General features: G+C 61.7%; 25 protein-coding genes. 22 read left to right on the forward strand and 3 right to left on the reverse strand.

What is annotated here, in order from left to right:
- Position 1 precedes the first annotated feature (1 nt).
- The 10 genes from J2X19_RS09825 (at position 2) to J2X19_RS09870 (ending at position 12,046) form a co-directional block, all read left to right on the forward strand.
- Entirely contained in the window at positions 2–1,936 is a 1,935-nt protein-coding gene (locus J2X19_RS09825) for an XrtA/PEP-CTERM system amidotransferase (RefSeq protein WP_310372952.1), read from the forward strand.
- Complete coding sequence (locus J2X19_RS09830) at positions 1,933–3,153, forward strand: TIGR04063 family PEP-CTERM/XrtA system glycosyltransferase (protein WP_310372954.1); 1,221 nt, start codon at positions 1,933–1,935, stop codon at positions 3,151–3,153. Before J2X19_RS09825 ends, J2X19_RS09830 begins: the two co-directional genes overlap by 4 nt.
- Positions 3,146–4,396: a glycosyltransferase gene (locus tag J2X19_RS09835; RefSeq protein WP_310372956.1), complete on the forward strand. Its 1,251-nt coding sequence runs from the start codon at positions 3,146–3,148 to the stop codon at positions 4,394–4,396. Before J2X19_RS09830 ends, J2X19_RS09835 begins: the two co-directional genes overlap by 8 nt.
- Before the next feature lie 205 nt (positions 4,397–4,601).
- Positions 4,602–5,750, forward strand: coding sequence for a phenylacetate--CoA ligase family protein (locus J2X19_RS09840; protein ID WP_310372958.1), 1,149 nt, complete (start codon positions 4,602–4,604; stop codon positions 5,748–5,750).
- 17 nt (positions 5,751–5,767) lie between these two features.
- Positions 5,768–7,072, forward strand: a complete 1,305-nt coding sequence (locus J2X19_RS09845; RefSeq protein WP_310372959.1) for a putative O-glycosylation ligase, exosortase A system-associated — start codon at positions 5,768–5,770, stop codon at positions 7,070–7,072.
- A 4-nt stretch (positions 7,073–7,076) separates the two neighbouring features.
- Entirely contained in the window at positions 7,077–8,042 is a 966-nt protein-coding gene (locus J2X19_RS09850) for a polysaccharide deacetylase family protein (protein ID WP_310372961.1), read from the forward strand.
- 134 nt (positions 8,043–8,176) lie between these two features.
- Positions 8,177–8,770: an arsenate-mycothiol transferase ArsC gene (locus J2X19_RS09855; protein WP_310372963.1), complete on the forward strand. Its 594-nt coding sequence runs from the start codon at positions 8,177–8,179 to the stop codon at positions 8,768–8,770.
- Positions 8,767–9,720, forward strand: coding sequence for a polysaccharide deacetylase family protein (locus J2X19_RS09860; protein ID WP_310372965.1), 954 nt, complete (start codon positions 8,767–8,769; stop codon positions 9,718–9,720). Before J2X19_RS09855 ends, J2X19_RS09860 begins: the two co-directional genes overlap by 4 nt.
- Before the next feature lie 12 nt (positions 9,721–9,732).
- Positions 9,733–10,836, forward strand: coding sequence for an acyltransferase family protein (locus tag J2X19_RS09865; RefSeq protein WP_310372968.1), 1,104 nt, complete (start codon positions 9,733–9,735; stop codon positions 10,834–10,836).
- Positions 10,820–12,046 (forward strand): carboxylate--amine ligase, encoded by a 1,227-nt coding sequence (locus J2X19_RS09870; protein WP_310372970.1) that lies wholly within the window; start codon positions 10,820–10,822, stop codon positions 12,044–12,046. Before J2X19_RS09865 ends, J2X19_RS09870 begins: the two co-directional genes overlap by 17 nt.
- Here the strand turns inward: J2X19_RS09870 and J2X19_RS09875 are convergent.
- Positions 12,043–12,942, reverse strand: coding sequence for a DMT family transporter (locus tag J2X19_RS09875; protein ID WP_092756815.1), 900 nt, complete (start codon positions 12,940–12,942; stop codon positions 12,043–12,045). The two genes, J2X19_RS09870 and J2X19_RS09875, sit on opposite strands and share 4 nt — an antisense overlap.
- A 64-nt stretch (positions 12,943–13,006) precedes the next feature.
- Here J2X19_RS09875 and J2X19_RS09880 point away from each other — a divergent pair, with 64 nt between their 5' ends.
- The 9 genes from J2X19_RS09880 to hisF all read left to right on the forward strand — a co-directional run bounded on the left by J2X19_RS09880 (position 13,007) and on the right by hisF (position 20,721).
- A complete protein-coding gene (locus J2X19_RS09880; protein ID WP_310372973.1) occupies positions 13,007–13,999 on the forward strand; it encodes a quinone oxidoreductase family protein in 993 nt (330 codons plus the stop codon).
- Positions 13,996–14,808 carry an NUDIX hydrolase gene (locus J2X19_RS09885; RefSeq protein ID WP_310372974.1) on the forward strand — a complete coding sequence of 271 codons (813 nt, stop codon included), beginning with the start codon at positions 13,996–13,998 and terminating at the stop codon, positions 14,806–14,808. Before J2X19_RS09880 ends, J2X19_RS09885 begins: the two co-directional genes overlap by 4 nt.
- A 147-nt stretch (positions 14,809–14,955) precedes the next feature.
- The gene (locus J2X19_RS09890; RefSeq protein WP_092756812.1) at positions 14,956–15,924 is read left to right on the forward strand and encodes a bile acid:sodium symporter family protein; all 969 of its coding nucleotides are present in this window, start codon (positions 14,956–14,958) and stop codon (positions 15,922–15,924) included.
- On the forward strand, positions 15,921–16,985 hold the full coding sequence (hisC, locus tag J2X19_RS09895) for a histidinol-phosphate transaminase (RefSeq protein WP_310372977.1): 1,065 nt from the start codon (positions 15,921–15,923) through the stop codon (positions 16,983–16,985). Before J2X19_RS09890 ends, hisC begins: the two co-directional genes overlap by 4 nt.
- Entirely contained in the window at positions 16,982–17,584 is a 603-nt protein-coding gene (gene hisB, locus J2X19_RS09900) for an imidazoleglycerol-phosphate dehydratase HisB (RefSeq protein ID WP_116603997.1), read from the forward strand. The genes hisC and hisB overlap by 4 nt, the downstream gene beginning before the upstream one ends.
- Positions 17,585–17,635: 51 nt before the next feature.
- Positions 17,636–18,307 (forward strand): imidazole glycerol phosphate synthase subunit HisH, encoded by a 672-nt coding sequence (gene hisH, locus J2X19_RS09905; RefSeq protein WP_310372981.1) that lies wholly within the window; start codon positions 17,636–17,638, stop codon positions 18,305–18,307.
- A gap of 31 nt (positions 18,308–18,338) precedes the next feature.
- Positions 18,339–19,085, forward strand: a complete 747-nt coding sequence (gene hisA / locus J2X19_RS09910; protein WP_092756808.1) for a 1-(5-phosphoribosyl)-5-[(5-phosphoribosylamino)methylideneamino]imidazole-4-carboxamide isomerase — start codon at positions 18,339–18,341, stop codon at positions 19,083–19,085.
- On the forward strand, positions 19,078–19,920 hold the full coding sequence (locus J2X19_RS09915) for a D-hexose-6-phosphate mutarotase (RefSeq protein ID WP_310372985.1): 843 nt from the start codon (positions 19,078–19,080) through the stop codon (positions 19,918–19,920). The genes hisA and J2X19_RS09915 overlap by 8 nt, the downstream gene beginning before the upstream one ends.
- A 21-nt stretch (positions 19,921–19,941) precedes the next feature.
- Positions 19,942–20,721 (forward strand): imidazole glycerol phosphate synthase subunit HisF, encoded by a 780-nt coding sequence (gene hisF / locus J2X19_RS09920; protein ID WP_116603994.1) that lies wholly within the window; start codon positions 19,942–19,944, stop codon positions 20,719–20,721.
- Positions 20,722–20,787: 66 nt separating this feature from the next.
- Here the strand turns inward: hisF and J2X19_RS09925 are convergent, their stop codons facing one another.
- Positions 20,788–22,635: a diguanylate cyclase gene (locus tag J2X19_RS09925; protein ID WP_310372987.1), complete on the reverse strand. Its 1,848-nt coding sequence runs from the start codon at positions 22,633–22,635 to the stop codon at positions 20,788–20,790.
- Between the two features lie 111 nt (positions 22,636–22,746).
- Positions 22,747–23,664, reverse strand: a complete 918-nt coding sequence (locus tag J2X19_RS09930) for a YicC/YloC family endoribonuclease (protein ID WP_116603992.1) — start codon at positions 23,662–23,664, stop codon at positions 22,747–22,749.
- Positions 23,665–23,737: 73 nt separating this feature from the next.
- Here J2X19_RS09930 and J2X19_RS09935 point away from each other — a divergent pair, with 73 nt between their 5' ends.
- The 3 genes from J2X19_RS09935 to rph all read left to right on the forward strand — a co-directional run bounded on the left by J2X19_RS09935 (position 23,738) and on the right by rph (position 26,464).
- Complete coding sequence (locus J2X19_RS09935) at positions 23,738–24,745, forward strand: serine/threonine protein kinase (RefSeq protein ID WP_092756803.1); 1,008 nt, start codon at positions 23,738–23,740, stop codon at positions 24,743–24,745.
- Complete coding sequence (locus tag J2X19_RS09940; RefSeq protein ID WP_310372991.1) at positions 24,742–25,650, forward strand: PP2C family protein-serine/threonine phosphatase; 909 nt, start codon at positions 24,742–24,744, stop codon at positions 25,648–25,650. The genes J2X19_RS09935 and J2X19_RS09940 overlap by 4 nt, the downstream gene beginning before the upstream one ends.
- 61 nt (positions 25,651–25,711) lie before the next feature.
- Complete coding sequence (rph, locus tag J2X19_RS09945; protein ID WP_310372993.1) at positions 25,712–26,464, forward strand: ribonuclease PH; 753 nt, start codon at positions 25,712–25,714, stop codon at positions 26,462–26,464.
- Positions 26,465–26,466 lie beyond the last annotated feature (2 nt).

Raw genomic sequence — 26,466 nt, forward strand, 5'->3', positions numbered from 1 at the left:
CATGTGTGGAATCACCGGCATTTTTGATACTCGTGGTGGCCGTGACATTGATCGGGCTGTTTTGCACCGGATGAATGAATCCCAGCGCCATCGGGGACCCGTGGAGGGTGGAATGCATCTGGAGCCTGGTGTTGGCTTAGGGCATAGACGTTTATCGATCATTGATCTTGCTACCGGTCAGCAACCGCTTTTCAATGAAGATGGTTCGGTTGTAGTGGTGTTCAACGGCGAAATCTACAACTACCAAGAGCTAATTCCTGAGCTGCAAGCCCTGGGTCATGTATTCCACACTCGCAGTGATACCGAAGTCATCGTTCATGCATGGGAGGCTTGGGGCAAAGATTGCGTCAAACGGTTCCGTGGCATGTTTGCTTTTGCTTTGTGGGACCGCAATCTTGACACCTTCTTTCTGGCCCGTGACCGCTTGGCGGTGAAGCCGATGTACTACGCCTTGCTGGACGACGGCATGTTGCTTTTCGGTTCCGAGCTCAAATCTCTGATGGCCCATGGTGGCCTCAAGCGTGATATGGATCCTTTGGCTGTCGAGGAGTATTTTGCCCTGGGCTATGTCGCCGAGCCTCGAACGATTTTTCGACAGGCCAAGAAGCTATCGCCCGCCCATACATTGACCATACGCCGTGGACATGCAATCCCGGAGCCAGAGCAATACTGGGATGTGCGTTTCTCGCTCGACAACCAGATCGGCGTGGAAGAGGCCTGTGCGGAACTTGATGAGCGGCTCAAGGAGTCGGTGCGCCTGCGCATGATTGCGGAAGTGCCCTTGGGTGCGTTTTTGTCCGGAGGTGTTGACTCTAGCGCGGTCGTAGCCGAAATGGCCCAGATATCCACAGGGCCCGTTAATACCTGTTCCATTGCTTTTGATGACCCGGCCTTCAACGAATCCGAGTTTGCCGAAACAGTGGCCGATCGCTACCACACCAACCACCATGTGGAGATGGTGAAGAGTGATGATTTTGATCTGATTGACACCCTGGCGAGTTTGTACGACGAACCGTTTGCCGACAGTTCAGCCATCCCTACCTATCGGGTGTGCCAGCTTGCGCGCAAGCATGTCACGGTAGCTCTATCCGGTGATGGTGGAGATGAGACCTTTGGCGGCTATCGGCGCTACCGCTTGCACTTGATGGAAGAGAAGATGCGTTCCTCTATGCCGTTGGCGCTGCGGCAACCCCTGTTTAAAACCCTGGGGCGCATGTATCCAAAGGCCGATTGGGCGCCGCGCATGTTCAGGGCAAAAACTACCTTTGAAGGTCTTTCTCGCAACTCGGTAGAAGCCTATTTCCATTCAGTATCTATTTTGCGGGACCCCATGCGTGAGCAGTTGTTCAGCGGTCGCTTCAAGACCGAGCTTGCGGGATACAACGCGCAGGAGGTATTTAACTACCATGCCGGCCGTGCGAATACAGATGATCCACTCGCGCTGATCCAATATCTTGATTTGAAGACCTATCTGGTGGGTGATATCAATACCAAGGTGGATCGAGCCAGCATGGCCCATTCATTGGAAGTTAGAGAGCCGTTGATGGACCACGAGTTGGTTGAATGGATGGCTACATTGCCATCGTCATTAAAGATCCAGGGGCAAGAAGGCAAATATCTGTTGAAGAAAGCTATGGAGCCTCGTTTGCCCCACGATATTCTGTACCGTCCCAAGATGGGGTTTTCTGTGCCATTGGCTCGTTGGTTTCGGGGGCCATTGCGCCAGCGGGTACGTGATGCTGTACTTGGTCCACGTTTAGCGGAAACGGGCTGGTTCAATCGTAAATACTTGGAGCATTTGGTGGATTCGCACGATTCTGGCGCACGTGATTACAGTGCGCCGCTGTGGACTCTGCTGATGTTTGAGGCATTTTTGCGCAATGTTATGCAGTCGGACGTACCGGTGTCTGCCCCGATGGAGGCTGCGCCCGTATGACGCGGATATTGCATGTGCTGGACCATTCCATTCCTTTGCACAGTGGTTATACCTTTCGAACGCTGTCTATTTTGCGGGAGCAACGCAAGCTGGGTTGGGAAACTTTTCACCTCACGACACCTAAGCACACCGCGGATGGTCCGTTGGAGGAAACCGTAGACGGTTGGCATTTCTATCGCACTGCTGCCCCAGCGGTAGCTGGGCGTTTGCCCGGTCTGGGCGAACTGGCATTGATGCGCCAAGTGGAGAGTCGCTTGCAACAGGTCGCAGAGCTGGTACGTCCAGACATACTGCATGCCCACTCTCCCGTACTGAATGCGCTTCCGGCGCTGCGGGTTGGCAAGCGATTGGGAATTCCTGTCGTCTATGAAGTGCGGGCTTTCTGGGAAGATGCTGCCGTAGACCATGGAACAACGCAGGAGGGCAGTTTGCGTTACCGATTTACGCGCCGCCTCGAGACCAGGGCACTCAAGCGCGCCAACCATGTATTCACCATCTGCGAAGGCCTACGGGCCGATATCGTGGCACGTGGAATTCCTGCCGAGAATGTGACGGTGATTCCTAATGCGGTGGATATCGAATCGTTTGATGTTGGAGGAGTGCCGGATATGGCGCTCAAGAACCAACTAGGTCTGGCCGGTAGCACAGTTGTCGGTTTCATAGGCTCCTTTTATGCCTATGAGGGTCTCGATGTCCTTTTAAACGCTTTGCCGCAGATTTTGCAGCGTATGCCCAATGTACGTGTGTTATTGGTGGGCGGCGGGCCGCAAGACGCAGCTCTGAAGGCGCAGGCGCAAGCTTTGGGAATACAAGACAAAGTGGTTTTTACAGGGCGTGTGCCACATGCCGAGGTTCGTCGATATTACGACCTGGTCGATGTGTTGGCGTATCCACGGCACTCTATGCGCCTTACAGAGCTGGTAACTCCATTGAAGCCGCTGGAAGCAATGGCACAAGGCCGCTTGTTGGCCGCTTCCGACGTGGGCGGGCATTTGGAGCTCATCCAAGACGGTAAAACAGGGACCCTGTTCAAGGCGGATGATCCGGATGCGCTGGCAAGCAAAGTACTCGATTTACTGGCGAATCAAGATCGTTGGCCAGCACTACGGGCACAAGCACGCTCTTTCGTAGAAACTGAGCGCAATTGGCCCGTGAGCGTTGCACGTTATCGTCCTGTGTATGAGCGATTGCTTGCGCAGCGAGCCCAGCATGCGTGACAACAAGCCGAGGCTTGTTGTGTTCAGTTCGCTGTTTCCGCATCCAGGGCAGCCGAATGCTGGGCTGTTTATCCGTGAGCGCATGTTTCGCGTGGGGCAAGCCTTGCCACTGAAGGTGGTGGCTCCCGTGCCCTGGTTTCCATTTCAGAGCATGATTCGTAAATGGCGACCGCATTTTCGACCCGATGCTCCGCGGTCAGAGTTGCAGTCAGGGGTAGAGGTTTTTCACCCGCGGTATTTTTCTGTTCCTGGTATCTTTAAATCCTGGGACGGATTATTCATGGCGCTCGGCAGTTTGCCCACGCTGTGGCGGCTCAAACGCGAGTTTGATTTTCAGATCATTGATTCCCATTTTGCGTATCCGGATGGCTATGCGGCTGCGCTCATAGGACGCTGGTTGGCGTTACCTGTCACGATTACCTTGCGGGGTACGGAGTCTCGCCTTGCCAAGAGTTCTTCTCACCGGCGTTTGATGCAGAAGGCCATGGCCCGGGCTGCAAGGATATTTTCGGTTGCAGATGCATTGAAGCGCACAGCCGTGGATATGGGGGTGCCCGCAGACAAAGTGCGGGTAGTTGGTAACGGGGTCGACCTAGGGAAATTCCATGCCCTCCCGCAGGTGGAGTCGCGGCAGGCTTTGGGGTTGCCATTGGATGCACCCGTATTGGTGTCTGTTGGTGGACTGTGTGAGCGCAAGGGTTTCCACCGGGTGATTGCCTGCCTACCCGACCTCAAGAAAGTATTTCCTGCCATCCGTTTCCTGGTGGTCGGAGGCCCTAGCGCTGAAGGGGATTGGACGGTGCAACTGCATAAGCAAGTTGCTGATTTGGGCTTGCAAGACGTGGTGCACTTTCTTGGCGCCTTACCTCCCGATAAGCTCAAGCTGCCTTTGTCCGCAGCCAATGTGTTCGTGCTTTCCACCCGTAACGAGGGTTGGGCCAATGTATTCCTGGAGGCCATGGCATGCGGCCTTCCTGTGGTGACCACCGACGTGGGGGGCAATAGCGAAGTGATTTGCCAGCCCGATTTGGGCTACGTCGTTCCTTTTGAAGACCAGCCTGCTCTGCTACAGGCCATGCGGCAGTCGCTTGACCAAACCTGGAATCAACAGCACATCATGGACTATGCACGTGACAACTCCTGGGATCAGCGGGTCGCTGTACTGGTGCAAGAGTTCCAAACCATTGCAGCGGGCTCTGCACAAGAGCTGCTTCTGCAGCCGACGTCCGTGAAGGGGCCTTAAAGCCATGTCTGGACTGTATACCCGTCTGGTATCGGGATTGCTTTTCCCGCTGCAAGAGCGTTTGAAGAAGCACACTACGCTAGCCGTACGTAAGCAAATGGACGCATCCCAGTGGTGGCCAGCAGACCAGCTTCGTGCGCTTCAGTTATCGCGGCTACGCCAATTGCTGAGCCATGCACAAGCCCATGTTCCTTACTACCGGACCATGTTTGCCGAGATCGGTTTCCAGCCAGACCTGATTCGCTCTGTGGCAGAGCTCGCGCAGCTTCCGTTTCTCGATAAATCGAAAATTCGGGCCAACACCGAGGCGCTGAAAGCCGATAACGCCCAAGGACTCGCTCGTTTCAATACCGGTGGCTCCAGTGGAGAGCCGCTCATTTTCTTTATTGGCAGCCAGCGTGTCAGCCATGATGTGGCCGCTAAATGGCGAGCCACCCGTTGGTGGGATGTGGACATTGGAGACACCGAAATCGTGGTGTGGGGCTCGCCTATCGAGCTGGGCGGGCAAGACCGCATCAAGCAGGTTCGTGACCAGATCCTGCGGACCCAATTGCTGCCTGCGTTTGAAATGTCCGAGGCCAAACTCGATAGTTTTATTGCCTCTATTCGCAGTACCCGGCCCAAGATGCTTTTCGGTTACCCCTCGGCTCTGACCCACATTGCCCAGCATGCACAGAAGCGGGGTGTAGCCATGAACGACCTGGGCATCAAAGTCGCATTCGTCACGTCTGAGCGCCTGTACGACAACCAACGAGCCACCATTAGCCAGGTATTTGGCTGTCCAGTCGCCAACGGGTATGGTGGGCGGGACGCTGGTTTCATCGCCCACGAGTGTCCTGCAGGTGGCATGCACCTCACGGCAGAAGATCTGATCGTGGAAATCATCAATGAAGCGGGTGTCGTACAGCCGCCGGGTGTTGCGGGTGAGATTGTCGTAACCCATCTGGCAACCAACGATTTCCCTTTCATTCGTTACCGTACGGGCGACATTGGCGTACTCGACACGGGTACTTGCAGCTGTGGCCGGGGTCTACCCATGCTCAAGGAAATTCAGGGCCGTAGCACCGACTTCGTGATTGCCGCCGATGGCACGGTCATGCATGGACTTTCGCTGATCTATATCTTGCGTGACCTGGCGGGCGTGCAATCGTTCAAGGTGGTGCAGGAGTCACGCGCGCTAACCCGCGTGCAAGTGGTTGCAGGGCCTGAGTTCCAGCCATCCATGGTGGAGCAGATCGTGATCGGGTTCCAGCGCCGGCTGGGCCAAGAGGTTGCTGTGCAGGTGGAGTTGGTGGACTCCATCGCGGCAGAAAAATCCGGTAAATTTCGCTACATCATCAGCCATGCTGTTTAACCAAGTTAGCTCTCCACATGCGTGACATTCTGATCGTAGCTATCGTGCTCGCTGGTGCCATTGCTGCACTGCGCCAGCCTTGGATCGGTGTGATGCTTTGGACTTGGTTGAGCATCATGAATCCGCATCGCTATTCGTATGGGTTTGCGTACGATGCACCGTTGGCAGCCATATCTGTTCTTGCAACAATCTTGGGTTTAATCATCACCAAAGACCGAGCCTCTCCGTTCAAATCGCGGGTGGTCGTTGTATTGTTTATCTTCATGATTTGGATGACCTTATCCATGCTGTTCGGGGTCGATCGAGCTGGAGACTACTGGCAATGGAACAAGGTCATGAAGATTGACGTGATGATTCTGGTGGCTTTGATGCTGCTGCACTCCAAGAAGCATATTCTGGCTTTGATGTGGGTGGCTGCTGGCTCATTGGCATTGCTCGGAGCTAAAGGCGGCTTATTTACTTTGCTGACGGGTGGAAACTTTAGGGTGTGGGGTCCGCCGGGTTCTTTTATCGAAGACAACAATGAATTTGCGTTGTCTTTGGTGATGGCTATTCCTTTGCTACGGTTCCTGCAGATGCAGTTGGTGGGGCGTTGGGCCCGCTATGCCATGACCGCAGGTATTGTTTTATGTGCGGTTGCGTCTCTTGGTAGCTATTCACGTGGTGCTTTGCTGGCCATTAGTGCTATGGCGATCTTCCTTTGGTGGAATGGCAAGAACAAGTTTGTGGTGGGCGCCGCCTTAGCTCTGGTGGTTCCTTTGCTGGTGGCATTCATGCCCGATGCATGGATGGGACGTATGTCTTCTATGGGGGACTATCAAGAGGATGATTCATCCATGGGACGTATTTCTGCATGGTGGAATGCGTGGAACATAGCTTTCCACTACCCATTAGGCGTCGGTTTTGACGCGGCTAGGCCTGAATTGTTTGCTCTTTATTCGCCTTACCCCGAAAAGGTGCATGCGGCCCACAGCATTTATTTTCAGGTTTTAGGTAACCACGGTTTTGTCGGATTGTTCTTGTTCTTGGTTCTCTGGATCGCAACCTGGCGTTCGGCTGGATGGTTGCGCACCAAGGCCGCAAAAATTCCCGAAGCAGCCTGGTGTGCCGACCTCGGTGCGATGTGCCAGGTCTGCCTGGTCGGTTATGCCGTGGGGGGCGCATTCCTGAGTCTTGCTTATTTTGATTTGCCGTACAACGTGATGGTGCTGGTAGTTCTTACCCGGGTATGGGTGGAGAAACGTAGCTGGGAGCGCGAGCCCGCCTATGTACCAGGCTGGAGAAATATCCCCGGGCTGGCACGCAAGCCCGTCGTGGCCTGAACCTATGTTTAAAACTGTTTTGAAGCAGCTGTCGCCTGCGGGTGAGCGTGGTCGCTTGTCGGTCCTGATCTTCCACCGGGTACTTCTAGAGCCTGATCCGATATTCCCGAGCGAAGTCGATGCCACCACGTTCGATGCCATTTGCCGGTGGATGAAATCCTGGTGCAATGTACTCCCGCTCGACTTGGCTACCCAACAATTGCAGTCGCGCACGTTGCCCGAACGGGCCGTCGCCATTACCTTTGACGACGGCTATGCCGACAACCGCACCGTCGCCCAGCCCATCTTGGCGCGCTATGGTCTGCCTGCCACTTTTTTCATCGCCACCGACTTCCTGGATGGTGGTCGCATGTGGAACGACTCGGTGATCGAGTCGGTGCGGGGCTGCACCTTGGCAGAGCTTGATTTATCCAGCTTGGCCAAGCCCGATGGCTCAGGGCATTTGGGCCGCTATGCACTGGATACATTGCCAGAAAAACGCCAGGCCATCGAGTCCATCATCGGCCACATCAAGTACCTACCCGTAGTGGCGCGCAAAGCCCTGGCCGAGCAAATCGCCGTCTGCGCAGGTGTACAGCTGCCCAATGACCTGATGATGACCTCGCAGCAAGTGCGTGAGATGCGCAGTGCCGGCATGCAAATCGGAGCCCATACCCGTTCCCATCCGATTCTGGCCAAGTTGGGCGCCGATGCGGCCCAGGCAGAAATTGCCGATAGCCGGCGCTTGCTGGAGCAAATATTGGGTGAGCGGGTGGGCCTTTTTGCCTACCCCAATGGCAAACCGGGTGCTGACTATTCACCCGAAAGCGTGTCCATTGTGCGTGACCTCGGCTTCGACGCTGCGGTGTCCACCACCTGGGGCGCATCCCATGCCGAGACCGACGTATTCCAGATCCCACGCTTCACCCCCTGGGACCGCAGCAAGATACGCTTCGGTGCCCGGTTTGCCGGCAATCTGCTGCGCGCATAAAACCCACCTAACTTGCTTGTGCACGCTGTAACTCGGGTACTTTCCCTCTCCATGACGCTTCTCTTTTCCTCATCGGTATGGCGTGCCTCCCCGCATCGGCGTACCAGCCCTTGGGTCTGTAATGGAGCCTGCGCATGAACCGCTGGCTACCCCGTGTGCAGAAGATGGTCGACACCAACTACGGCACCGTGCGCGGCTGGGTACGTGTCGTACTGGGGCAACTGGAGTTTGCGACCGGCCGCGTAGAGCAGTACCTGCACCCGCGCCTGCAGGACGTGGACCGCCTGGTCTTTGTCTGCCTGGGCAATATCAACCGCAGTGCGTTCTCGGAAATTGTGGCGCGGGCACAAGGCGTCACGACCTGCTCGCTGGGCCTGTCCACTATGACCGGGCAACCGGCTTTCCATAAAGCGGTGGCGACGGCCCGTCCATTCGGCTTGGACCTGTCTGCCCATACTGCCACCGACCTGACGGACTACCAATTTCGTCCTACCGATTTGCTCTTGGTCATGGAGATCCGCCATGCCGAAAAATTGCGTGCCGCGGGCATCCCGCCTGCGTCGATTGCCTTGCTGGGCCACTGGGCGGCACCGCATCGCATCCATCTGCATGACCCCCATGTGCTTTCGGATGCCTATTTCCGAACCTGCTTCACCTTGCTCCACTCGGCTGTCAGTGGCCTGGTCGCCGACCTGCGCGCGGCCGGCAGCCCGTGCATCAAGCAATGAATGTCTACCTGACATTCGATATCGAAGTCTGGTGCAATGGCTGGAATGACCTGGACCGTGCGTTTCCCGCCAGCTTCGAGCGCTATGTCTACGGCCACTCGGCCCACGGCGACTATGCCCTGCCCAAAACCCTGGAGTTGCTCAACCAGCATGGTCTGCGCGGTGTGTTCTTTGTCGAGCCCTTGTTTGCTGCCCGTTTTGGCCAGCAGCACCTGGATACCATTGTCAGCCTGATCCGCGCCGCCGGGCAGGATGTACAGCTGCATTTGCACCCTGAGTGGACCGACGAAGCCCTGCAGCCGCTGATTCCCGACTGCACCACCAAACGCCAGCATCTCAGCTACTACACCCTGGAAGAGCAGACGAAGCTGATAGCCTGCGGCAAACAGATGCTGGAGGCCGCGGGCAGCGGTCCCATCACCGCATTCCGTTCCGGCAGCTTTGCCGCCAACCAGGACACATTTACCGCGCTGCGCCGCAACCAACTGCTTCTCGACAGCAGCCTGAACCGTTGCCATGCGGTGAGCGCGCCGGATGTGTTGAAGGGCCGCGACCAGGAATCCGTGTTTGTCGTCGATGGTGTCACCACCTTCCCGGTCACGGTGTTCCGGGACGGTTTCGGGAAAGACCGACCCGCCCAGGTGGGCGCATGCAGCTTTGCAGAAATGCGCGATGCCCTGCTCAACGCAGAGGATCTCGGTGCCCAGCATTTCGTGGTGGTGTCGCATAACTTCGAAATGCTCAAGCCTGGTAGCAGCGAGCCCGACTGGGTTGTGGTCAAACGTTTTGCCCAGCTCTGTGCGTTCTTGGGCGAACACCGGGATACCTTCATCGTCGGCAGCTTTGATCCTATGCAGTCGGTGCTCGCATCCACAGCGCAGCAACCGTGCACGGGCTGGGCTTCCACGGCCCGCCGGCACCTGGAACAAACCGTGCGGCGCGTACTTTAAGGGGCCGTGTCCGTGGGTAAAACCTTTTCCATCTATCTCGATCTGGTGCGTTTCGTCGCCGCCTGCCTAGTCTATATGTACCATTCGAACCAGCGTCTGCTGGTGCAGGACATACTGCCAGCCAGCGACTACGGCCATAGCGCGGTCACCGTCTTCTTCGTGCTGTCCGGCTTCGTCATCGCCTACATCACCGACACCAAGGAGCGACACTGGGCTACATATGCGGCCAGCCGCATTTCGCGGGTTTATTCGGTGGCGCTGCCCGCAGTGTTTCTGACTATTGGGCTAGACGCCGTGGGGCGTCATTTGTACCCGGCACTGTACGACTATCCGTTCGATCAGTTTCTGGTGCGCACGGCGGCCAGCCTGGTCCTACTCAATGAAACCTGGTTTATCTCTATCACCAGTTTCTCTAATGTGCCGTACTGGTCGATCTGCTACGAGATGTGGTACTACGTGGCTTTCGGGTTGGTCATGTTTATGCCGCGTCGCGTGGGCTGGTTTGCGGCGGTAATTTTGGCGCTGGTGTTGGGGCCTAAGGTGTTTTTGCTGGCCCCGATCTGGATGTTGGGCGTGCTGTTGTACCGTTGGCAGCGTTTGCGCCAAATCTCGGCGTTACAGGGTTGGCTGCTGGTTCTGGGCTCCTGCGCTGGTATCGTGGCTTTCCACTGGGGCGGGGTGTCCGAACAGGTGGCGACTTATTCCAAAGCCTTGATCGGCGAGCGTTGGCATGCGCAACTGACTTTTTCCAAGTTCTTCCCCAGTGACTATCTGCTGGGTAGCCTGGTATTTCTAAACTTTGTCGGCATGCGCAGGGTGAGTGATAGCCTGGCACCGCTGCTGTTACGCCTGGAGCGGCCAATACGCTTCCTGGCAGGCTACACCTTATCTCTGTATCTGTTGCACCAGCCGCTGTTCTTGTTCTGGGCGGCCGTGCTGCGTGGTGACCCGCAAGGCCACGGTTACTGGGGCCAGACTACCGCTATGGTGGCATTGTCCGTCTGGGCCATCGGTTGGCTCACGGAAAACAAACGCCATGTCCTCAAACATTGGCTGGAGCAGCTCTTTATCCGTGCCCACACGCGCCTTTATCCTTCCCATGCCGCAAATACTTGAACCCCACCCGCCCTGCATCGTGCTGGGGCTGGAAACCCAGATCGGCCTGGGGTTGGTGCGCGAACTCGGCCGCGCAGGTGTCACCGTCATCGGCATCGCCTACGACCCGGACGCCATCGGCCTGTCATCGCGCTACCTGGCGCGCAAGCTGGTCATCACCCAGCCGCGCAGCCCCGAGCTGATCGCAGCCATCGTGGCGCTGGGCGAAGAACTCGGCCCCTGCTGCCTGATCGCCGTGTCCGAGGTCAATATGGGCTGGTTGGCCCAGAACCGCCATGCGTTCGGCCGTGTGCGCCCCGTGGTGCCCACGCCCGAAACCCTGGCCATGGTGCTGGACAAGCAGCGCACCCTGCAGGCCGCGCGCGAGGTCGGCATTGCCGTGCCCGAGACTGCCGAACCCACCTCAATGGCCGAGGCCGAGGCCTTGGCGGCGCGCTTCCATTTTCCCGCGGTGCTGAAGTGGAAAGACCCGAACGCCATCGCCCGCAAGCTCGGCCAGGCCGGGCTGGAGTTGTTGAAGGCCGAATACGTCTACACCCCCGCCGAGTTCCTGGCCGTTGCCGCGCGCTACCAGCCGGTGGGCGAATGGCCGATGGTGCAGGCCTATTGCCCGGGCACCGGCCTGGGCCAGTTTTTCTACATGCACAAAGGCCAAGCGGTGCGCCGTTTTCAGCATCTGCGCGTGGCCGAGTGGCCGCCCGAGGGCGGTTTCTCCAGCGTCTGCGATGCCGTGCCGCTGGACCAGCATGCCGACCTGCAAGAGCAGTCGATTGCCTTGCTGCGCCACATCGGCTGGGAAGGCGTGGCCATGGTCGAGTACCGCTGGGACCCCGCCACCGGCCGCACCGTGCTGATGGAAATCAATGGCCGCTACTGGGGCAGCTTTCCGCTGGCGGTGCAATGCGGCGCCGGCTTTGGCGTGATCTCCTATGCGCTGGAAAGCGGCCTGGACATGCCGGTGCTGCCGCCGGTGCGCTGGGGCCAGCGCTGCCGCATGGTCAGTACCGAGCTCAAGCGCCTGGTGCGCATTTGCCTGCAGCCGGGCAAGATCGTCGACCGGACCTTCCAGGTGCGCCCGCTGGCCGAGGTATGGCGGTTTGTGCGCGACTTCTTCCGCCCCGGCGTCGGCTACTACGTGTGGAACGCAGGCGATCCGCAGCCGTTTTATACCGATGTGAAGAACCTGCTGCGTAAAGTCGTTCGGCGTTAGCGCTTGGACGACACCACGATCCCGCCGACGATCAGCACAAACGCCAGGCCGTGGTACAGGTGCGGCCATTCGCCCAGGAAGGCGGCCGACAGCACGGTGGCAAACAGCGGCGTCAGGTTGATGAAGCCACCGGCCACATTCGGTCCCACGCGCTGCAGCCCTGCACCCCAGCAGCGGTAGGCCAGTATCGCCGGGCCGATGGCCACATAGGCCAGTGCGGCGGCCAGCGGCCAGCCCCACTGGATGGGGGCCGCGCCCAAACCCCATTCCGCCGCCGTCATCGCACCCGACCACAGCAGGCCGAAGGTGATCTGCGCCAGCAAGAAGGCCGCCCAGTCGGCGCGTATCGCTGGCGGGTCTTTGGGCTGGCTCAGCTGCCAGCTGTAGAACGCCCAGGACAGTGTGGCCAGCAGCATGAAGATGTCGCCCAACACCAGGCGCAGGCCCAGCAGCTGTTGCCATTCGCCGCGGCTCAGCACCAACAGCACGCCGGCCAGCGACAGCAGGGCGCCCAGCACCTGGCGGCGCGTCACCGTGGCGCCAAAAAACAGCCCACCCACGGCCAGCATGCACATCGGCAGGCTGGCGCCCACCAGGGTCACATTGATCGGCGTCGAGGTCTGCAGCGCCATGTATTGCAGCGCGTTGTACAGGCCTACGCCCAGCAGGCCCAGCAGCGCAAACCGGCGCCAGTGCGACCACAGCCCGCTGTTGCGCTTCAGCACCCAGCCGGCCAGCGGCAGCAGGATGGCAAAGGCCAGCGCCCAGCGGATGAAGTTCAGCGTGACCGGTGGCACCAGCGTGTGTACCAGGCGTCCGACCACCGCATTGCCCGCCCACAGCAGGGGCGGCAAGGTCAGAAGCAAGGCAGTTTGGAATGTCAGGCGTTGGTGCATGGCGCGCACTGTAACGCGTGTTTCGTGGCACCATGCGGGCGAACTATTTTCAGGAGCCTTGTTGATGTCCCATTCCAGCCAAGCCGTACAGATCCGCCAGCATGGCGGCCCCGAAGAACTGCAACTGGTCGACGTGTCCGTCGGCGAGCCCGGCCCCGGCCAGATCCGCATCCGCCACCATGCCATTGGCCTGAACTTCATCGACGTCTACCAGCGCAGCGGCCTGTACCCGCAGAACCTGCCGGTGCAGCTGGGCATGGAAGCGGCCGGTGTGGTCGAGGCGGTGGGCGAGGGTGTAACCCACCTGCAGGTCGGCGACCGCGCCGCCTATGCCAGCAACCCGCCCGGCAGCTACTGCGAGCGCCGCGTCATGCCGGCCATGTGCGTCTGCAAGTTGCCCGATGCGATCTCTTTCGAGACCGGCGCGGCGATGATGCTCAAAGGCCTGACGGCGCAGTACCTGCTGAAGAAAACCTTGCCCCAGGGCGGTCTGCAGCCCGACGACTTTGTGCTGTTCCACGCTGCTGCCGGCGGCGTCGGCCTAATCGCCAGCCAGTGGGCTAAGGCCCTGGGTCTGCAGCTCATCGGCACTGCGGGCTCTGCAGAGAAATGTGCTCTGGCGCTCGCCAATGGTGCGACACATGCTATCAATTACGCAGCAGAAGACTTTGTGGCACGGGTCAAGCAGATCACCGGCGGAGCCGGCGTGAAAGTGGTCTACGACTCGGTGGGCAAAGACACTTTCGAGAAATCGCTGGACTGCCTGCGCCCCTTCGGGCTTCTGGCTTCGTTCGGCAATGCCTCGGGCCCGGTGCCGCCGTTCGCGCCCGGCGTACTCGGCGCCAAGGGCTCGCTGTACCTGACCCGCGCCACGCTGTTTACCCACATCGCCACCCGCGAAAGCACCCAGGCCATGGCCGACGATTTGTTCGCCGTGGTCGCCAGCGGCCAGGTGAAGATCCACATCGGCCAACGCTATCCGCTGGCCCAGGTGCAGCAGGCGCACCGCGACCTGGAAGCACGCAAGACCACCGGCTGCACCATCCTCACGCTGTGAGCACGCCGTCGTTTGCGTCTTGGCTGGCCGCACTGCGGGTGGGGGCCGACCAGCCGCCGTTGCGCCCGCGCGTGCCCTTGTGGGCCGGTACCGTGCAGATCGGTTCGGTCGAGCCCGGATTTTTAAGCCAAATCGGCCCGCAGCGCTTATTTGAGCTGCGCGAGGTGCTATCTAAAGTGGAGCGTGCAGGTGTTGGGGGGTGGCAGCTCCATGGCGATCCCACGCAGAGTTTGGCTGTGTTGGCCCATGCCTTGCGCGACGCCGGCCTGGCCCACGTCTGGCGCAACGAACAGCTGGCCGTGCCCGATGCCGACGGCCAGGTCGTCGCCACCATAGAGCGCGCCGTGATCCGCGTGCTCGGCACGACGACGCGCGCGGTGCACCTGGTCGGCGCGGCGCCCGACGGCCGCGTCTGGCTGCAGCAGCGCGCCTTCAGCAAGCCCAACGACCCGGGCCTGTGGGACACGCTGATGGGCGGCATGGTGTCCGCCGCCGACACGCTGGACAGCGCGCTGGAGCGCGAAACCTGGGAGGAGGCCGGCCTGCACCTGCAGCAGCTGCACGGTCTGCGCTACGGCGGCCAGGTCACTACGCGCCGGCCGGCCGACGACGGTGGGGGCGCCGGCTATGTGGTCGAGCACATAGACTGGTTTGCCTGCACCGTGCCGGATGGCATGGAACCCGTAAACCAGGACGGTGAGGTTGAGCGCTTTGAACTCTGGGACCAGGCGACGACGCTGCAGCAGATGGAGCAGGGCGCTTTCACCGCCGAGGCGGCGCTGATCCTGGCGGACTACTGGGGGCTGTAGGTGCTGCGGCCACGCGTGTACGGCCATAGCCCGGCTGCTGCAAGGGAGTCAGATCCAAACGTAAAATAGGCCGCTGCCGCATATCCCTCGTTCCTGTGTAGCTATTAAATAAATAGCGTGCAGGCCAACACTGCCCATCCCAATCCCATGACACGCCCCCGTTTCCTGCCGGACAACTTCACCCTGGTCTTGATCGCCGTCGTCACCCTGGCCAGCATCCTGCCCGCGCAAGGCCTGGTGGCCCAGGGTTTTGAGCTGCTGACCACGGCGGCGATTGCGCTGCTGTTCTTTCTGCACGGCGCCCGGCTGTCGCGCGCGGCGGTGGTTGCCGGCCTCAGCCACTGGCGGCTGCATCTGCTGGTGCTGGGCTGCACTTTTGTGCTGTTCCCCTTGCTGGGCCTGGGGCTCAAGCCCTTGTTCTCGGCCATGCTGACGCCCGATCTGGCGCTGGGCATGCTGTTCCTCTGCGCCTTGCCGGCCACGGTGCAGTCGGCGATCGCGTTTACCGCGATGGCGCGCGGCAATGTGGCGGCGGCAGTGTGCAGCGCCTCGGCGTCCAGCCTGATCGGGGTGTTCATTACGCCGTTGCTGGTCAGCCTGATCGTGGTGGCGGGCGGCGTGTCTACCGCCAACCCCTGGGATGCGGTTGGCCGCATCATGCTGCAGCTGATGCTGCCCTTCGTGGCCGGCCAGCTGCTGCAGCCCTGGGTGGGCGACACGGTGAAGCGCCACGCGGCGGGGCTGAAGTTTGTCGACCAGGGCTCGATCCTGCTGGTGGTCTATACCGCTTTCAGCGCTGCCGTGGTCGAAGGCCTGTGGAAGCAGGTGCCGCCCGTCGTTTTGATCGGCCTGGTGGCGGCCTGCTGCCTGTTGCTGGCACTGGCGCTGGCCTTGACCACCTGGGGCAGCCGCTGGCTCGGCTTCTCCAAGGAGGACGAGGTGACGATTGTGTTCTGCGGCTCCAAGAAAAGCCTGGCCAGCGGCGTGCCCATGGCCAAGGTGCTGTTTGCCGCCCATACCGTGGGTGTGATGCTGCTGCCCTTGATGATCTTCCACCAGATCCAGCTGATGGTTTGCGCCGTGCTGGCACAGCGTTACGCCAAAAGAGCCCCATGAGAAACCCCTTAGACACCCTCCGCCCCGATGTACGGGCCATGCATTCCTATGTGGTGCAGGATGCGACCGGCATGGTCAAGCTGGACGCCATGGAGAACCCGCACCGGCTGTCGCCCGCGCTGCAGGCCGAACTGGGCGAACGGCTTGGTGCTGTGGCGCTGAACCGCTACCCCGATGGCCGGGTCGACTACCTGCGCCAGGTGCTGGCCGCCCACACCGGCCTACCCGCAGGCTACGGGCTGATCCTGGGCAATGGTTCGGACGAAATCATCAACCTGCTGGCCATTGCCTGCAACCGGCCGGGTGCCACCGTGCTGGCCCCGGTACCGGGCTTCGTGATGTACGCCATGGGCGCGCAGCTGCTGGGCCTGAACTTCGTCGGCGTGCCGCTCACCGCCGACTTCGAGCTGGACACGCCCGCCATGCTGGCTGCGATTGCGCAGCACCAGCCCGCCATCGTCTACCTGGCTTACCCGAACAACCCCACGGCCAACCTCTGGGATGATGCGGCGATTGAGCAGATCATCGAAGCCGCGCCCGGCTTGGTGGTGATCGACGAGGCCTACCAGCCGTTTTCCAGCAAAAGCTACCTGGACCGGCTGGCACGCCACCCCCACGTGCTGTTGATGCGCACCCTGAGCAAGTTCGGCCTGGCCGGCGTGCGCCTCGGCTACCTGATCGGCCCGCAGGCCCTGGTGACCGAGATCGACAAGGTGCGCCCGCCCTACAACGTCAGCGTGCTGAACTGCGAGTGCGCGCTGTTTGCGCTCGCGCATCTGGAAGTGTTTGCGGTCCAGGCGCAGGAAATACGGACACAGCGCGCTATCGTTTCCGCAGCATTGGGGGTTTTGCCCGGTGTCAAAGTGTGGCCCAGCGACGCGAATATGCTGCTGGTGCGCGTGCCCGATGCCGGCAAAACCTTCGACGGCATGAAGGCGAAAGGCGTGCTGGTCAAGAACGTTTCTAAAATGCACCCATTGCTGGCAAATTGCGTACGCATCACCATCGGCACCGCCGAAGAGAACGAACGCATGCTGGCCGCCTTCCAAACCTCCATATGACCACCCACGCTCCACGCACCGCCGAAGTCAGCCGCAACACGGCCGAAACCAAAATCACCGTCAAGCTGAACCTGGACGGCACCGGCAAGTCCACCCTCAGCACCGGCATCGGCTTCTTCGACCACATGCTCGACCAGATCGCCCGCCACGGCCTGATCGACCTGGACATCGCCTGCCAGGGCGACCTGCACATCGACGGCCACCACACGGTGGAAGACGTGGGCATCACCCTGGGCCAGGCGGTGCACAAGGCGGTTGGCGACAAGAAGGGCATCCGCCGCTACGGCCATGCCTATGTGCCGCTGGACGAGGCGCTGAGCCGCGTGGTCATCGACTTCTCGGGCCGTCCCGGCCTGGAAATGCATGTGCCGTTCACCAGCGGCATGATCGGCAGCTTCGACAGCCAGCTGACTTATGAGTTCTTCCAGGGCTTTGCGAACCACGCGTTTGTGACCCTGCACATCGACAACCTGAAGGGTGTGAACGCCCACCACCAGGCCGAAACCGTGTTCAAGGCCTTTGCCCGTGCGCTGCGCTCCGCGCTGGAGCTGGACCCGCGTTCCGTCGGCGTGATCCCGTCGACCAAGGGCTCCCTGTAAAGTTTTCAGTAGAATCGGCTTTTCAAGCACATTCCTTCTGCGCAAGCAGCTATGACATTGATAGCAAATAAAACGGTCGCCGTGGTGGACTACGGCATGGGCAACCTGTTTTCCGTATCCCAGGCAGTGATGCATGTGGCGGCCGCCAGCGGCTATACCGTGGTGGTCACCTCCAAACCCGAAGACGTGTTGGCCGCCGAGCGCGTGGTACTGCCCGGCCAGGGCGCGATGCGCGACTGCATGCGCGAGCTGCACGACTCGGGCCTGAAAGAAGCCGTGCTGGATGCGGCCCGCAACAAGCCGCTGATGGGCGTCTGCGTCGGCATGCAGATGCTGCTGGACCACAGCGAAGAACAAGATACCCCCGGCCTGGGCCTGATCCCCGGCCGCGTGCTGCGTTTTGACCTGGCCGGCCGCCTGCAGGCCGACGGCAGCCGCTTCAAAGTGCCGCAAATGGGCTGGAACCAGGTGCAGCAGCAAAGCCCTGGCGGTCGGCGCCATCCGGTGTGGGGCGAGGTGCCGGACAACAGCTACTTCTATTTTGTCCACAGTTTTTATGTCAAAACGTCGGATGCGCACCACAGCGCAGGCCTGGCGGACTATGGCGACACGTTCACTGCAGCCATTGCACGTGATAACATTTTCGCAACCCAATTCCACCCAGAAAAAAGTGCTGAGCACGGCTTAGCCTTGTACCGCAACTTCTTGCACTGGGCCCCTTAATCTCCTTTCTCTACTTGCTGTTCACGGCACCATGCTTCTCATTCCTGCGATAGATCTGAAAGACGGCCATTGCGTGCGCCTCAAACAAGGCGACATGGACCAAACCACCACGTTCGGCGAAGACCCCGCCGCCATGGCCCGTAGCTGGGTGGACAAGGGTGCGCGTAGGCTGCACCTGGTGGACCTGAATGGCGCGTTCGCGGGCAAGCCCAAGAACGAAATGGCCATCCGCAAGATCCTCAAGGAGGTGGGCGGCGAGATCGACGTGCAGTTGGGTGGCGGTATCCGCGATCTAGACACCATCGAGCGCTACCTCGATGCGGGCCTGCGCTACGTCATCATCGGCACGGCAGCGGTCAAGAACCCCGGTTTCCTGCAGGATGCCTGCACCGCGTTCGGCGGTCACATCATCGTCGGCCTGGATGCCAAGGACGGCAAGGTCGCCACCGACGGCTGGAGCAAGCTCACCGGCCACGAGGTGGTCGATCTGGCCAAGAAGTTCCAGGACTACGGCGTCGAATCCTTTATCTACACCGACATCGGCCGCGACGGCATGCTCACCGGCATCAACATCGAAGCCACGGTCAAGCTGGCCCAGGCCTTGAACACACCGGTGATCGCCTCCGGCGGCCTGAGCAACATCACCGACATCGAACGCCTGTGTGAAGTCGAAGAAGAGGGCATTGAAGGCGTGATCTGCGGCCGCGCCATCTACACCGGCGACCTGGACTTTGCATCCGCCCAAGAGCGCGCCGACACCTTCTACGGCGATGTCTGATCTGCAGATCAGCGCCGAAAGCTTCCACCACCAGCCCTGTCTGCGCTTACGCCACGCCTGTGGCGACAGCGTGCTGGTCGCTCTGCATGGTGCGCACATCCTGTCCTGGACCAGCGATGGCCGCGAGCGCCTGTACCTGAGTCCGCATGCGCTGTTCGACGGCCATAGCGCGCTGCGCGGTGGCGTGCCGCTGTGCTTTCCGCAGTTCAACATGCGTGGCCCTTTGCCCAAGCACGGCTTTGCGCGCACCAGCACCTGGACGGCCGGCACGGCCACCGATGCCGAGGTGGATGCGCTGGAACTGCAGCTGCACAGCAGCCCGGCCATGCTGGCCCTCTGGCCGCATGCCTTCAGCGCCACGCTGCGGGTCGAGCTGGCGCCCGGCATTCTGAAGTTCGCCTTCTCGGTACACAACACCGGCAGCCAACCGCTGGACTTTGCGCTGGCCCTGCACAGCTATCTGCGGGTGCAGAACCTGGCCCACCTGGAGCTGCACGGCCTGGCCGCGCAACCCTATTGGGACGATGTGGCCCAGACGAACCGCCTGGAGCCCGGCGTGGTGCAGCTGGAAGGCGAGGTCGACCGCGTCTACCAGGCCCCAGCCGAGCCGCTGATCCTGGTCGATGGCGCGCAGCAGCTGCGCGTCGCCCAGAGCGAGAACCTGGCCGACACCGTGGTCTGGAACCCGGGCGCGGCCAAGTGCGCCAGCATCGCCGACATGCCGGCCGACGGCTATCTGCAGATGGTCTGCGTCGAGGCCGCCCAGGTCAACACGCCCATCACCCTGGCAGCCGACGCGCACTGGACTGGCTGGCAAAGCCTGAGCCTCGTTTAATCTGTTTCTCCTGGAGTTTCCATGCTGGCCAAACGCATCATCCCCTGCCTGGACGTGACCGGCGGCCGGGTCGTCAAAGGCATCAACTTTGTCGAACTGCGCGACGCCGGCGATCCGGTGGAGATTGCCGCCCGCTACAACGACCAGGGCGCCGACGAACTGACCTTTCTGGACATCACCGCCACCAGCGACGGCCGCGATTTGATCCTGCACATCATCGAGGCCGTGGCTTCGCAGGTCTTCATCCCCTTGACCGTCGGCGGTGGCGTGCGCACCGTGGAAGACGTGCGCCGGCTGCTGAATTCCGGCGCCGACAAGGTGAGCTTCAACTCGGCCGCCATCAGCAACCCGGATGTGATCGACGCGGCCTCGGCCAAGTACGGCGCCCAGGCCATCGTGGTCGCCATCGACGCCAAGCGCCGAAGCGCGGAAGACGCGGCCATCCGCGGCCCGGGCTGGGACGTGTACAGCCATGGCGGCCGCAAGAACATCGGCCTGGACGCCGTGGCCTGGGCTGCCGAGATGGCGCGCCGCGGCGCGGGTGAAATTCTGCTGACCAGCATGGACCGCGACGGTACCAAGTCCGGTTTCGACCTGGCCCTGACCCGGGCTGTGGCCGACGCCGTCAGCGTGCCGGTGATCGCCTCGGGCGGTGTCGGCAACCTGGACCACCTGGCCGACGGTGTGAGCCTGGGCGGCGCCGACGCGGTGCTGGCCGCCAGCATCTTCCACTACGGCGAATACACCGTGGCCCAGGCCAAGGCGCGTATGGCCGAGCGTGGCATCCCCGTCCGCCTGTAACTCAATAAAATCCGGCCTGGCGCATATTCCACCTGCGCTGGTAGCTATATTTGCTGTAGCGTTGGCCTAGGCCAGCAGCGCCTGGTTGCGCCCTTGGGCCTTGGCCTGGTAGAGCGCTTTGTCGGCGTTGTGCAGCAGCAGCTCGGGCATTTGCCCTTCTTGCGGCAGCATCGCGGCCACGCCTATGCTGGCGGTGACGCAGCTGAACTCCGACACCGCATGTGGCAGGGCCAGCGCCTGGATGTCGGCGCACATGCGCTGGGCCAGCTGCAGCGCGCGCTGGCCGTCGGTTGCCGGAGTCACCAGCACGAATTCTTCGCCACCGTAGCGCGCCACCAGATCGCTGGCGCGGCCGGCGTGGCTGGCCAGAATACTTGCCACCTGGCGCAGGCAGTCGTCGCCGGCCTGGTGGCCGTAGTGGTCGTTGTATTTCTTGAACCAGTCCACGTCGAGGATGGCCAGGGCCAGCGGCTCGCCGGTGCGGGCCGCGCGGCGCCATTCGCGGGCCAGCACCTGGTCGAAGTGGCGGCGGTTGGCGATGCCGGTCAGGCCGTCGGTGGTGCTCAGGGCTTCGAGCTGGCGGTTCAGGAGCTGTAGCGCATCGGTGCGCTCGGCCACTCGGGCTTCGAGCAGGCGTTCGTGCGATTGCAGGTTGTGCAGCATCAGCTGCTGGGCGTCGAGCGCGGCCTGCTGGGCGGCGGCTTTTTCGCGCCGGATCAGGTTGAAGCGGTCCGCCAGGGCCAGGGCCATCAGCAGCATTTCGATGGCCGAGCCCAGCTGCAGCAGGTTCACGCTGAGCAGGTTGCTGGGCATCCAGCCCAGGGCCTTCAGGCCTGCCGCAATGCCGCCAAAACAGCCGATGGCAAAGGCTGCAACGAAGAAGTAGGCGGTGCGCTGACGCCGGAATGCGCCGTACAGGCCTACGCCCAGTATCAGCAGCATGGTCAGGCTCCAAAGCGCCACGGCGGGCTGGATGGCGGCGTCGAAGTCGGTGAGGAAGGCCAGCGGCGACAGCAGGAACAGCGCCACCAGCCATGGGATGGCCCGGTCCAGCCGCGGGAGCAGGCTGGCGGTATTCAGCATCTGCCGCATGAAGACCAGGAAGATGCCGCAGGACCAGGAGAAGCCGACGCCGGTGGCGATGTTCGACCACAGCGGCGCGTCGCCCCACAGAAACTCCTTGGCCAGGCCATTTTCTTCGGCCAGGGTCAGCGTGAAGCAGCTGGCGAACAGCACATACAGCAGGTAGACGCGGTCGCGCAGCGCAAAGTACAGCAGCAGGTTGAACAGCACCATGGTCAGCGCCATGCCGAAGTACAGGGCCTGGGCGCTGTAGTCCTTGCGCTCGTAGGCGTGGAAGGCCGATGGGGTCCAGAGCCGGGCCGGCACGATCAGCGGGCTGCTGGACTGGACCTGCAGGTACAGCCACTGGTCGGCATGGGCGGGCAGTGCGATGGGAAAGACGAAATAGCGGTTCGCATACGCGCGCGTGGCAAACGGCAGCGCATTGCCGGTTGCTTGCGCTTGGTAAGAGCCGTCGGCCTGCGGCTGGAACAGCGTGAGCTGGGACAAACGGGCGTAGCCGACTTCCAGCATGCGTTCAATCGGCTGGTCGCCGGGATTCTGCAGACGCAGGCGCAGCCAGTAGCGGGAGGATGAATGGCCGAGATTCAGCGCAGCGGCGGCGCTGGCCGGCGGCTGGAAGCGTTCGGTCATGCGGGCTTGCATGGCATCGGCCAAGGCCAGGCTGTGGTCCGGGTCTTCCAGGATCGCCATGCTGGGGGTGAGCGAGGCCATGGGCGCGTCCAGCAGCCGGGCATCCAGCGCGGGCGGTTCAGCCGACGCGGGAGTGGCCCAGAGCGCCAGGCCGTAGAGCAGCCACGCGCAGCGCAGCAGGAGGGAAGTCAGGTTCATGGGGGAGGGCACTGTGAATGCAGTGCCCGGTCAGCCTGGATTTGGGTTAAATCGGCATCCAGCGCTTATGGTTCAAGCGTAGATTGCTATACATAGTATAGCAAATGTGGCTTACTCGACGTTTTGCACCTGTTCGCGCATCTGCTCGATCAGCACCTTCATGTCTACGGAGATACGGGTCAGCTCCAAGGCCGCCGATTTGGAGCCCATGGTGTTGGCTTCGCGGTGCAGTTCCTGGATCAGGAAGTCCAGCCGTTTGCCGACTTCGCCCCCCTTTTTGAGGATGTTTTCCATCTCGTCCAGGTGCGAGTGCAGGCGGGTCAGCTCCTCGGCCACGTCGATGCGGATGGCGAAGGCGGTGGCTTCGGTCAGCGCGCGGTCCTGCGCGGCTTCGGGCAGGGTGGCACCATCGGCCAGGGCCATGGCTTCCTTCCAGCGCTCGATGAAGCGCTGGCGCTGCTGTTCCACCAGCTGGGGCACCAATGGCAGGGCTTTGGCGGCCAGGCTGCGCAGCTGTTTCAGGTGGCCGACCAGCATCGTCGCCAGCCGATCGCCCTCGCGCTGGCGGGCCGCGACCAGGGCTTTCAGCACGGTGTCGGCCAGCGGCAGAACGTCTTCGGCCCAGTCGTGGGCCGGGGCTTGCTCGTTGCTGGCCAGGCGGATTACGTCGGCCACGCTCAGCGGCGCGGCCTGTGGCAGCCAGGCCTTGACCGAGTCCTGCAGCGAGTTGACACGCTGCATCAGGCGCGGCGAGGGGTCGGGCAGGGTGTTGGAGCCGCTGCTTTCAATGGCGGCGCGGACTTCGACCTTGCCGCGCTTGAGCTGGGCCATGACTTTTTCGCGCAGCGCCGGCTCGTGGCTGCGCAGCTCGTCCGGCAGGCGGAATGACAGGTCCAGAAAACGGCTGTTGACGGAGCGGATCTCGATGCCCAGGCGGCGGTTGGCCGTGCTTTTGGACTCGGATTCCGGGCTGTTGGTGGCGCTGCTGTGCTGGGCACTGGCGTAGCCGGTCATGCTGTAAACTGGCATTAGAGGTACATATCGTTGCAATGGCCCGAGAATAACTGGTTCGCTTGCGGCGTTGCCCCACCCACCCAAATTTATGTCCAAGATCAAGCCGGCCACGCTTCCCCCTGGCACCGTAGTTGGTGGTTACCGTATCGTGCGGCGGCTGTCGTCCGGCGGCTTCGGCGTGGTCTACCTGGCCGGCGATACCTCGGGCGGGCAGGTGGCCATCAAGGAATACCTGCCCAGCTCGCTGGCCACCCGGGCTACCGGCGAGCTGCTGCCGCAGGTGCCGCCCGAAAAACTGTCGCTGTACCGCCTGGGCCTGAAGAGTTTTTTTGAAGAAGGCCGCTCGCTGGCGCAGATTTCCCACCCCTCGGTGGTCAGCGTGCTGAATTTCTTCCGCGAGAACGAAACCGTCTACATGGTGATGAACTACCTGGAGGGCGCGACCCTGCAGGACTTCATCATCACCTCGCGCGACCTGCGCAAACAGAAGGTGTTCCGCGAATCCACCATCCGCAGCCTGTTCGACGAGATCCTGCGCGGCCTGCGCATCGTGCACCAGCACAAGATGCTGCACCTGGACATCAAGCCGGCCAACATCTTCATCACCGACGACAACAAGGCGGTGCTGATCGACTTCGGCGCGGCCCGCGAAGTGCTGAACAAAGAAGGCAACTTCATCCGCCCCATGTACACCCCGGGCTTCGCCGCGCCCGAGATGTACCGGCGCGACGCCTCCATGGGCCCCTGGACCGATATCTACGCGATCGGCGCTTGCATCTATGCCTGCATGCAGGGCTACCCGCCGAACGAAGCCCCGCAGCGGGTGGAGAAAGACCGCATCACCCTGGCCTTGTCGCGACTGCGCGGCGTGTATTCCGACAACCTGATCGAAGTGGTCGAATGGTGCATGTCCATCGACCCGCTGTCGCGCCCGCAGTCGGTGTTTGCGCTGCAAAAAGAACTCAGCCGCGAAGGCGAGCGCCGCTACACCAAGCTGACCGTGGCCGAAAAGCTGCGCCTGCAGTTCGACACCCTGGTATCCGACACCAAGAAAAACGTGCGTGAAGCCACCGGCTTCGGAGCGCCCGCCAAGTGAAGTTTTCCGTATTCCAAGTCAGCCGCAAGGGCGGCCGCGAGAAAAACGAAGACCGCATGGGCTACTGCTACACCCGCGGCTCGGGTCTGTTCCTGCTGGCCGATGGCATGGGCGGCCACCCACAGGGCGAAATCGCCGCCCAGGTAGCGCTGCAAACCATGTCGGCGCTGTACCAGAAGCAGGCCCGCCCCTTGCTGGCCCAGGTGGGCGCCTTCCTGGGCAGTGCACTGCTGGCGGCGCACGACCAGATCCTGCGCTATGCAGGCAAGCAAGGCATGCTGGACACGCCGCGTACCACCCTGGTGGCAACGGTGGTGCAGGGCAGCAGCGCAACCTGGGTGCACTGCGGCGACTCGCGGCTCTACGTGGTGCGCGACGGCGTGCTGCTGACCCGCACCCGCGACCATTCCTACGCCGAGCAGCACCGCGCCGAAGGCGGGCCGCAGTTGGGCAATAACATCAACCGCAACGTGCTCTATACCTGCCTGGGTTCGCCGGTGAAGCCGGCCTTCGAGGTCGGCGGCCCCATCGTGCTGCACCAGGGCGACAAGATCATGCTGTGTTCGGACGGCCTGTGGGACAGCCTGAGCGACGACGAAATCGTCAAAGGCCTTAGCTCCGGGCCGGTATCGCAGGCGGTGCCCGATCTGGTGGAGCAGGCCTTGCGCGTGGCCGGGGCTCGCAGCGACAACGTCACCGTGATGGCGCTGGAGTGGGAAACCCCGGACATGTTCGAGTCCACCCGCGGCATTTCTACCGACGCCATCCAGGACGGAGCGTTTGCCTCCTCGTTCCAGGCCGGCGGTGCCGACACCGGCATGGACGACCTGGACGATGCGGCCATCGAGCGCTCGATTGCCGAGATCAACGAAGCCATCCGCCGCACGGCCGCCAAGCGCACCTGAATTTTCGCGCCTGAACCTCTGCGTTCGGGCCCTGTGTTCCCCTATTTTTAAAGTCCAGACCATGACCGAATTCCTCCGAAATGGCGGCCGCGCCGCCCACCAGCTGCGTCCGGTGCGCATCACCCGCGGCTACACCATCCACGCCGAAGGCTCGGTGCTGATCGAGTTCGGCAACACCAAGGTGCTGTGCACCGCCTCCGTCGAAGAGAAAGTGCCGGGCCATAAAAAGGGCAGCGGCGAGGGCTGGGTCACGGCCGAATACGGCATGCTGCCGCGCGCCACCCATACCCGCAGCGACCGCGAAGCCGCCCGCGGCAAGCAGAGCGGCCGCACGCAAGAGATCCAGCGCCTGATCGGCCGTTCGCTGCGCGCGGTGTTCGACCTGAAGAAGCTGGGTGAGCGCACCATCCACCTGGACTGCGATGTGCTGCAGGCGGACGGCGGCACCCGCACCGCCGCCATCACCGGCGCCTTCGTGGCGGCGCAGGATGCGGTGAATACCTTGCTGGCCAGCGGCAAGCTCAGCGCCACACCTATCACCCAGCCGGTGGCTGCGATATCCGTCGGTATCGTCGGTGGCACGCCGCTGCTGGACCTGGAATACACCGAAGATGCCGCCTGTGACACCGACATGAATGTGGTGATGACTGGCGCCGGCCATTTCGTCGAAGTGCAGGGCACGGCCGAGGGCGTGGCCTTTACGCGTGCCGAGATGGACGCGCTGCTCGGCCTGGCCGAAAAAGGCATTGTGGAACTGATGGCCCTGCAACAGCAATCGCTATCGAAATATGAGCTGCTACCGCAGATGGAATAAGC

The organism is Rhodoferax ferrireducens (assembly GCF_031458075.1).
Classification (GTDB): domain Bacteria; phylum Pseudomonadota; class Gammaproteobacteria; order Burkholderiales; family Burkholderiaceae_C; genus Rhodoferax_B; species Rhodoferax_B ferrireducens_A.

Bases quoted from the DNA above. Each gene is read 5' to 3' on its own strand.
- J2X19_RS09930 (WP_116603992.1), bottom strand. From the start codon at position 23,664: ATGCCAGTTTACAGCATGACCGGCTACGCCAGTGCCCAGCACAGCAGC.
- J2X19_RS09830 (WP_310372954.1), top strand. From the start codon at position 1,933: ATGACGCGGATATTGCATGTGCTGGACCATTCCATTCCTTTGCACAGT.
- J2X19_RS09845 (WP_310372959.1), top strand. From the start codon at position 5,768: ATGCGTGACATTCTGATCGTAGCTATCGTGCTCGCTGGTGCCATTGCT.
- J2X19_RS09840 (WP_310372958.1), top strand. From the start codon at position 4,602: ATGTTTGCCGAGATCGGTTTCCAGCCAGACCTGATTCGCTCTGTGGCA.
- J2X19_RS09860 (WP_310372965.1), top strand. From the start codon at position 8,767: ATGAATGTCTACCTGACATTCGATATCGAAGTCTGGTGCAATGGCTGG.
- hisH (WP_310372981.1), top strand. From the start codon at position 17,636: ATGACATTGATAGCAAATAAAACGGTCGCCGTGGTGGACTACGGCATG.
- hisF (WP_116603994.1), top strand. From the start codon at position 19,942: ATGCTGGCCAAACGCATCATCCCCTGCCTGGACGTGACCGGCGGCCGG.
- J2X19_RS09855 (WP_310372963.1), top strand. From the start codon at position 8,177: ATGAACCGCTGGCTACCCCGTGTGCAGAAGATGGTCGACACCAACTAC.
- J2X19_RS09850 (WP_310372961.1), top strand. From the start codon at position 7,077: ATGTTTAAAACTGTTTTGAAGCAGCTGTCGCCTGCGGGTGAGCGTGGT.
- J2X19_RS09870 (WP_310372970.1), top strand. From the start codon at position 10,820: ATGCCGCAAATACTTGAACCCCACCCGCCCTGCATCGTGCTGGGGCTG.
- J2X19_RS09835 (WP_310372956.1), top strand. From the start codon at position 3,146: ATGCGTGACAACAAGCCGAGGCTTGTTGTGTTCAGTTCGCTGTTTCCG.
- J2X19_RS09890 (WP_092756812.1), top strand. From the start codon at position 14,956: ATGACACGCCCCCGTTTCCTGCCGGACAACTTCACCCTGGTCTTGATC.
- hisC (WP_310372977.1), top strand. From the start codon at position 15,921: ATGAGAAACCCCTTAGACACCCTCCGCCCCGATGTACGGGCCATGCAT.
- J2X19_RS09925 (WP_310372987.1), bottom strand. From the start codon at position 22,635: ATGAACCTGACTTCCCTCCTGCTGCGCTGCGCGTGGCTGCTCTACGGC.
- hisA (WP_092756808.1), top strand. From the start codon at position 18,339: ATGCTTCTCATTCCTGCGATAGATCTGAAAGACGGCCATTGCGTGCGC.
- J2X19_RS09825 (WP_310372952.1), top strand. From the start codon at position 2: ATGTGTGGAATCACCGGCATTTTTGATACTCGTGGTGGCCGTGACATT.
- rph (WP_310372993.1), top strand. From the start codon at position 25,712: ATGACCGAATTCCTCCGAAATGGCGGCCGCGCCGCCCACCAGCTGCGT.
- J2X19_RS09880 (WP_310372973.1), top strand. From the start codon at position 13,007: ATGTCCCATTCCAGCCAAGCCGTACAGATCCGCCAGCATGGCGGCCCC.
- J2X19_RS09935 (WP_092756803.1), top strand. From the start codon at position 23,738: ATGTCCAAGATCAAGCCGGCCACGCTTCCCCCTGGCACCGTAGTTGGT.
- J2X19_RS09915 (WP_310372985.1), top strand. From the start codon at position 19,078: ATGTCTGATCTGCAGATCAGCGCCGAAAGCTTCCACCACCAGCCCTGT.
- hisB (WP_116603997.1), top strand. From the start codon at position 16,982: ATGACCACCCACGCTCCACGCACCGCCGAAGTCAGCCGCAACACGGCC.
- J2X19_RS09875 (WP_092756815.1), bottom strand. From the start codon at position 12,942: ATGCACCAACGCCTGACATTCCAAACTGCCTTGCTTCTGACCTTGCCG.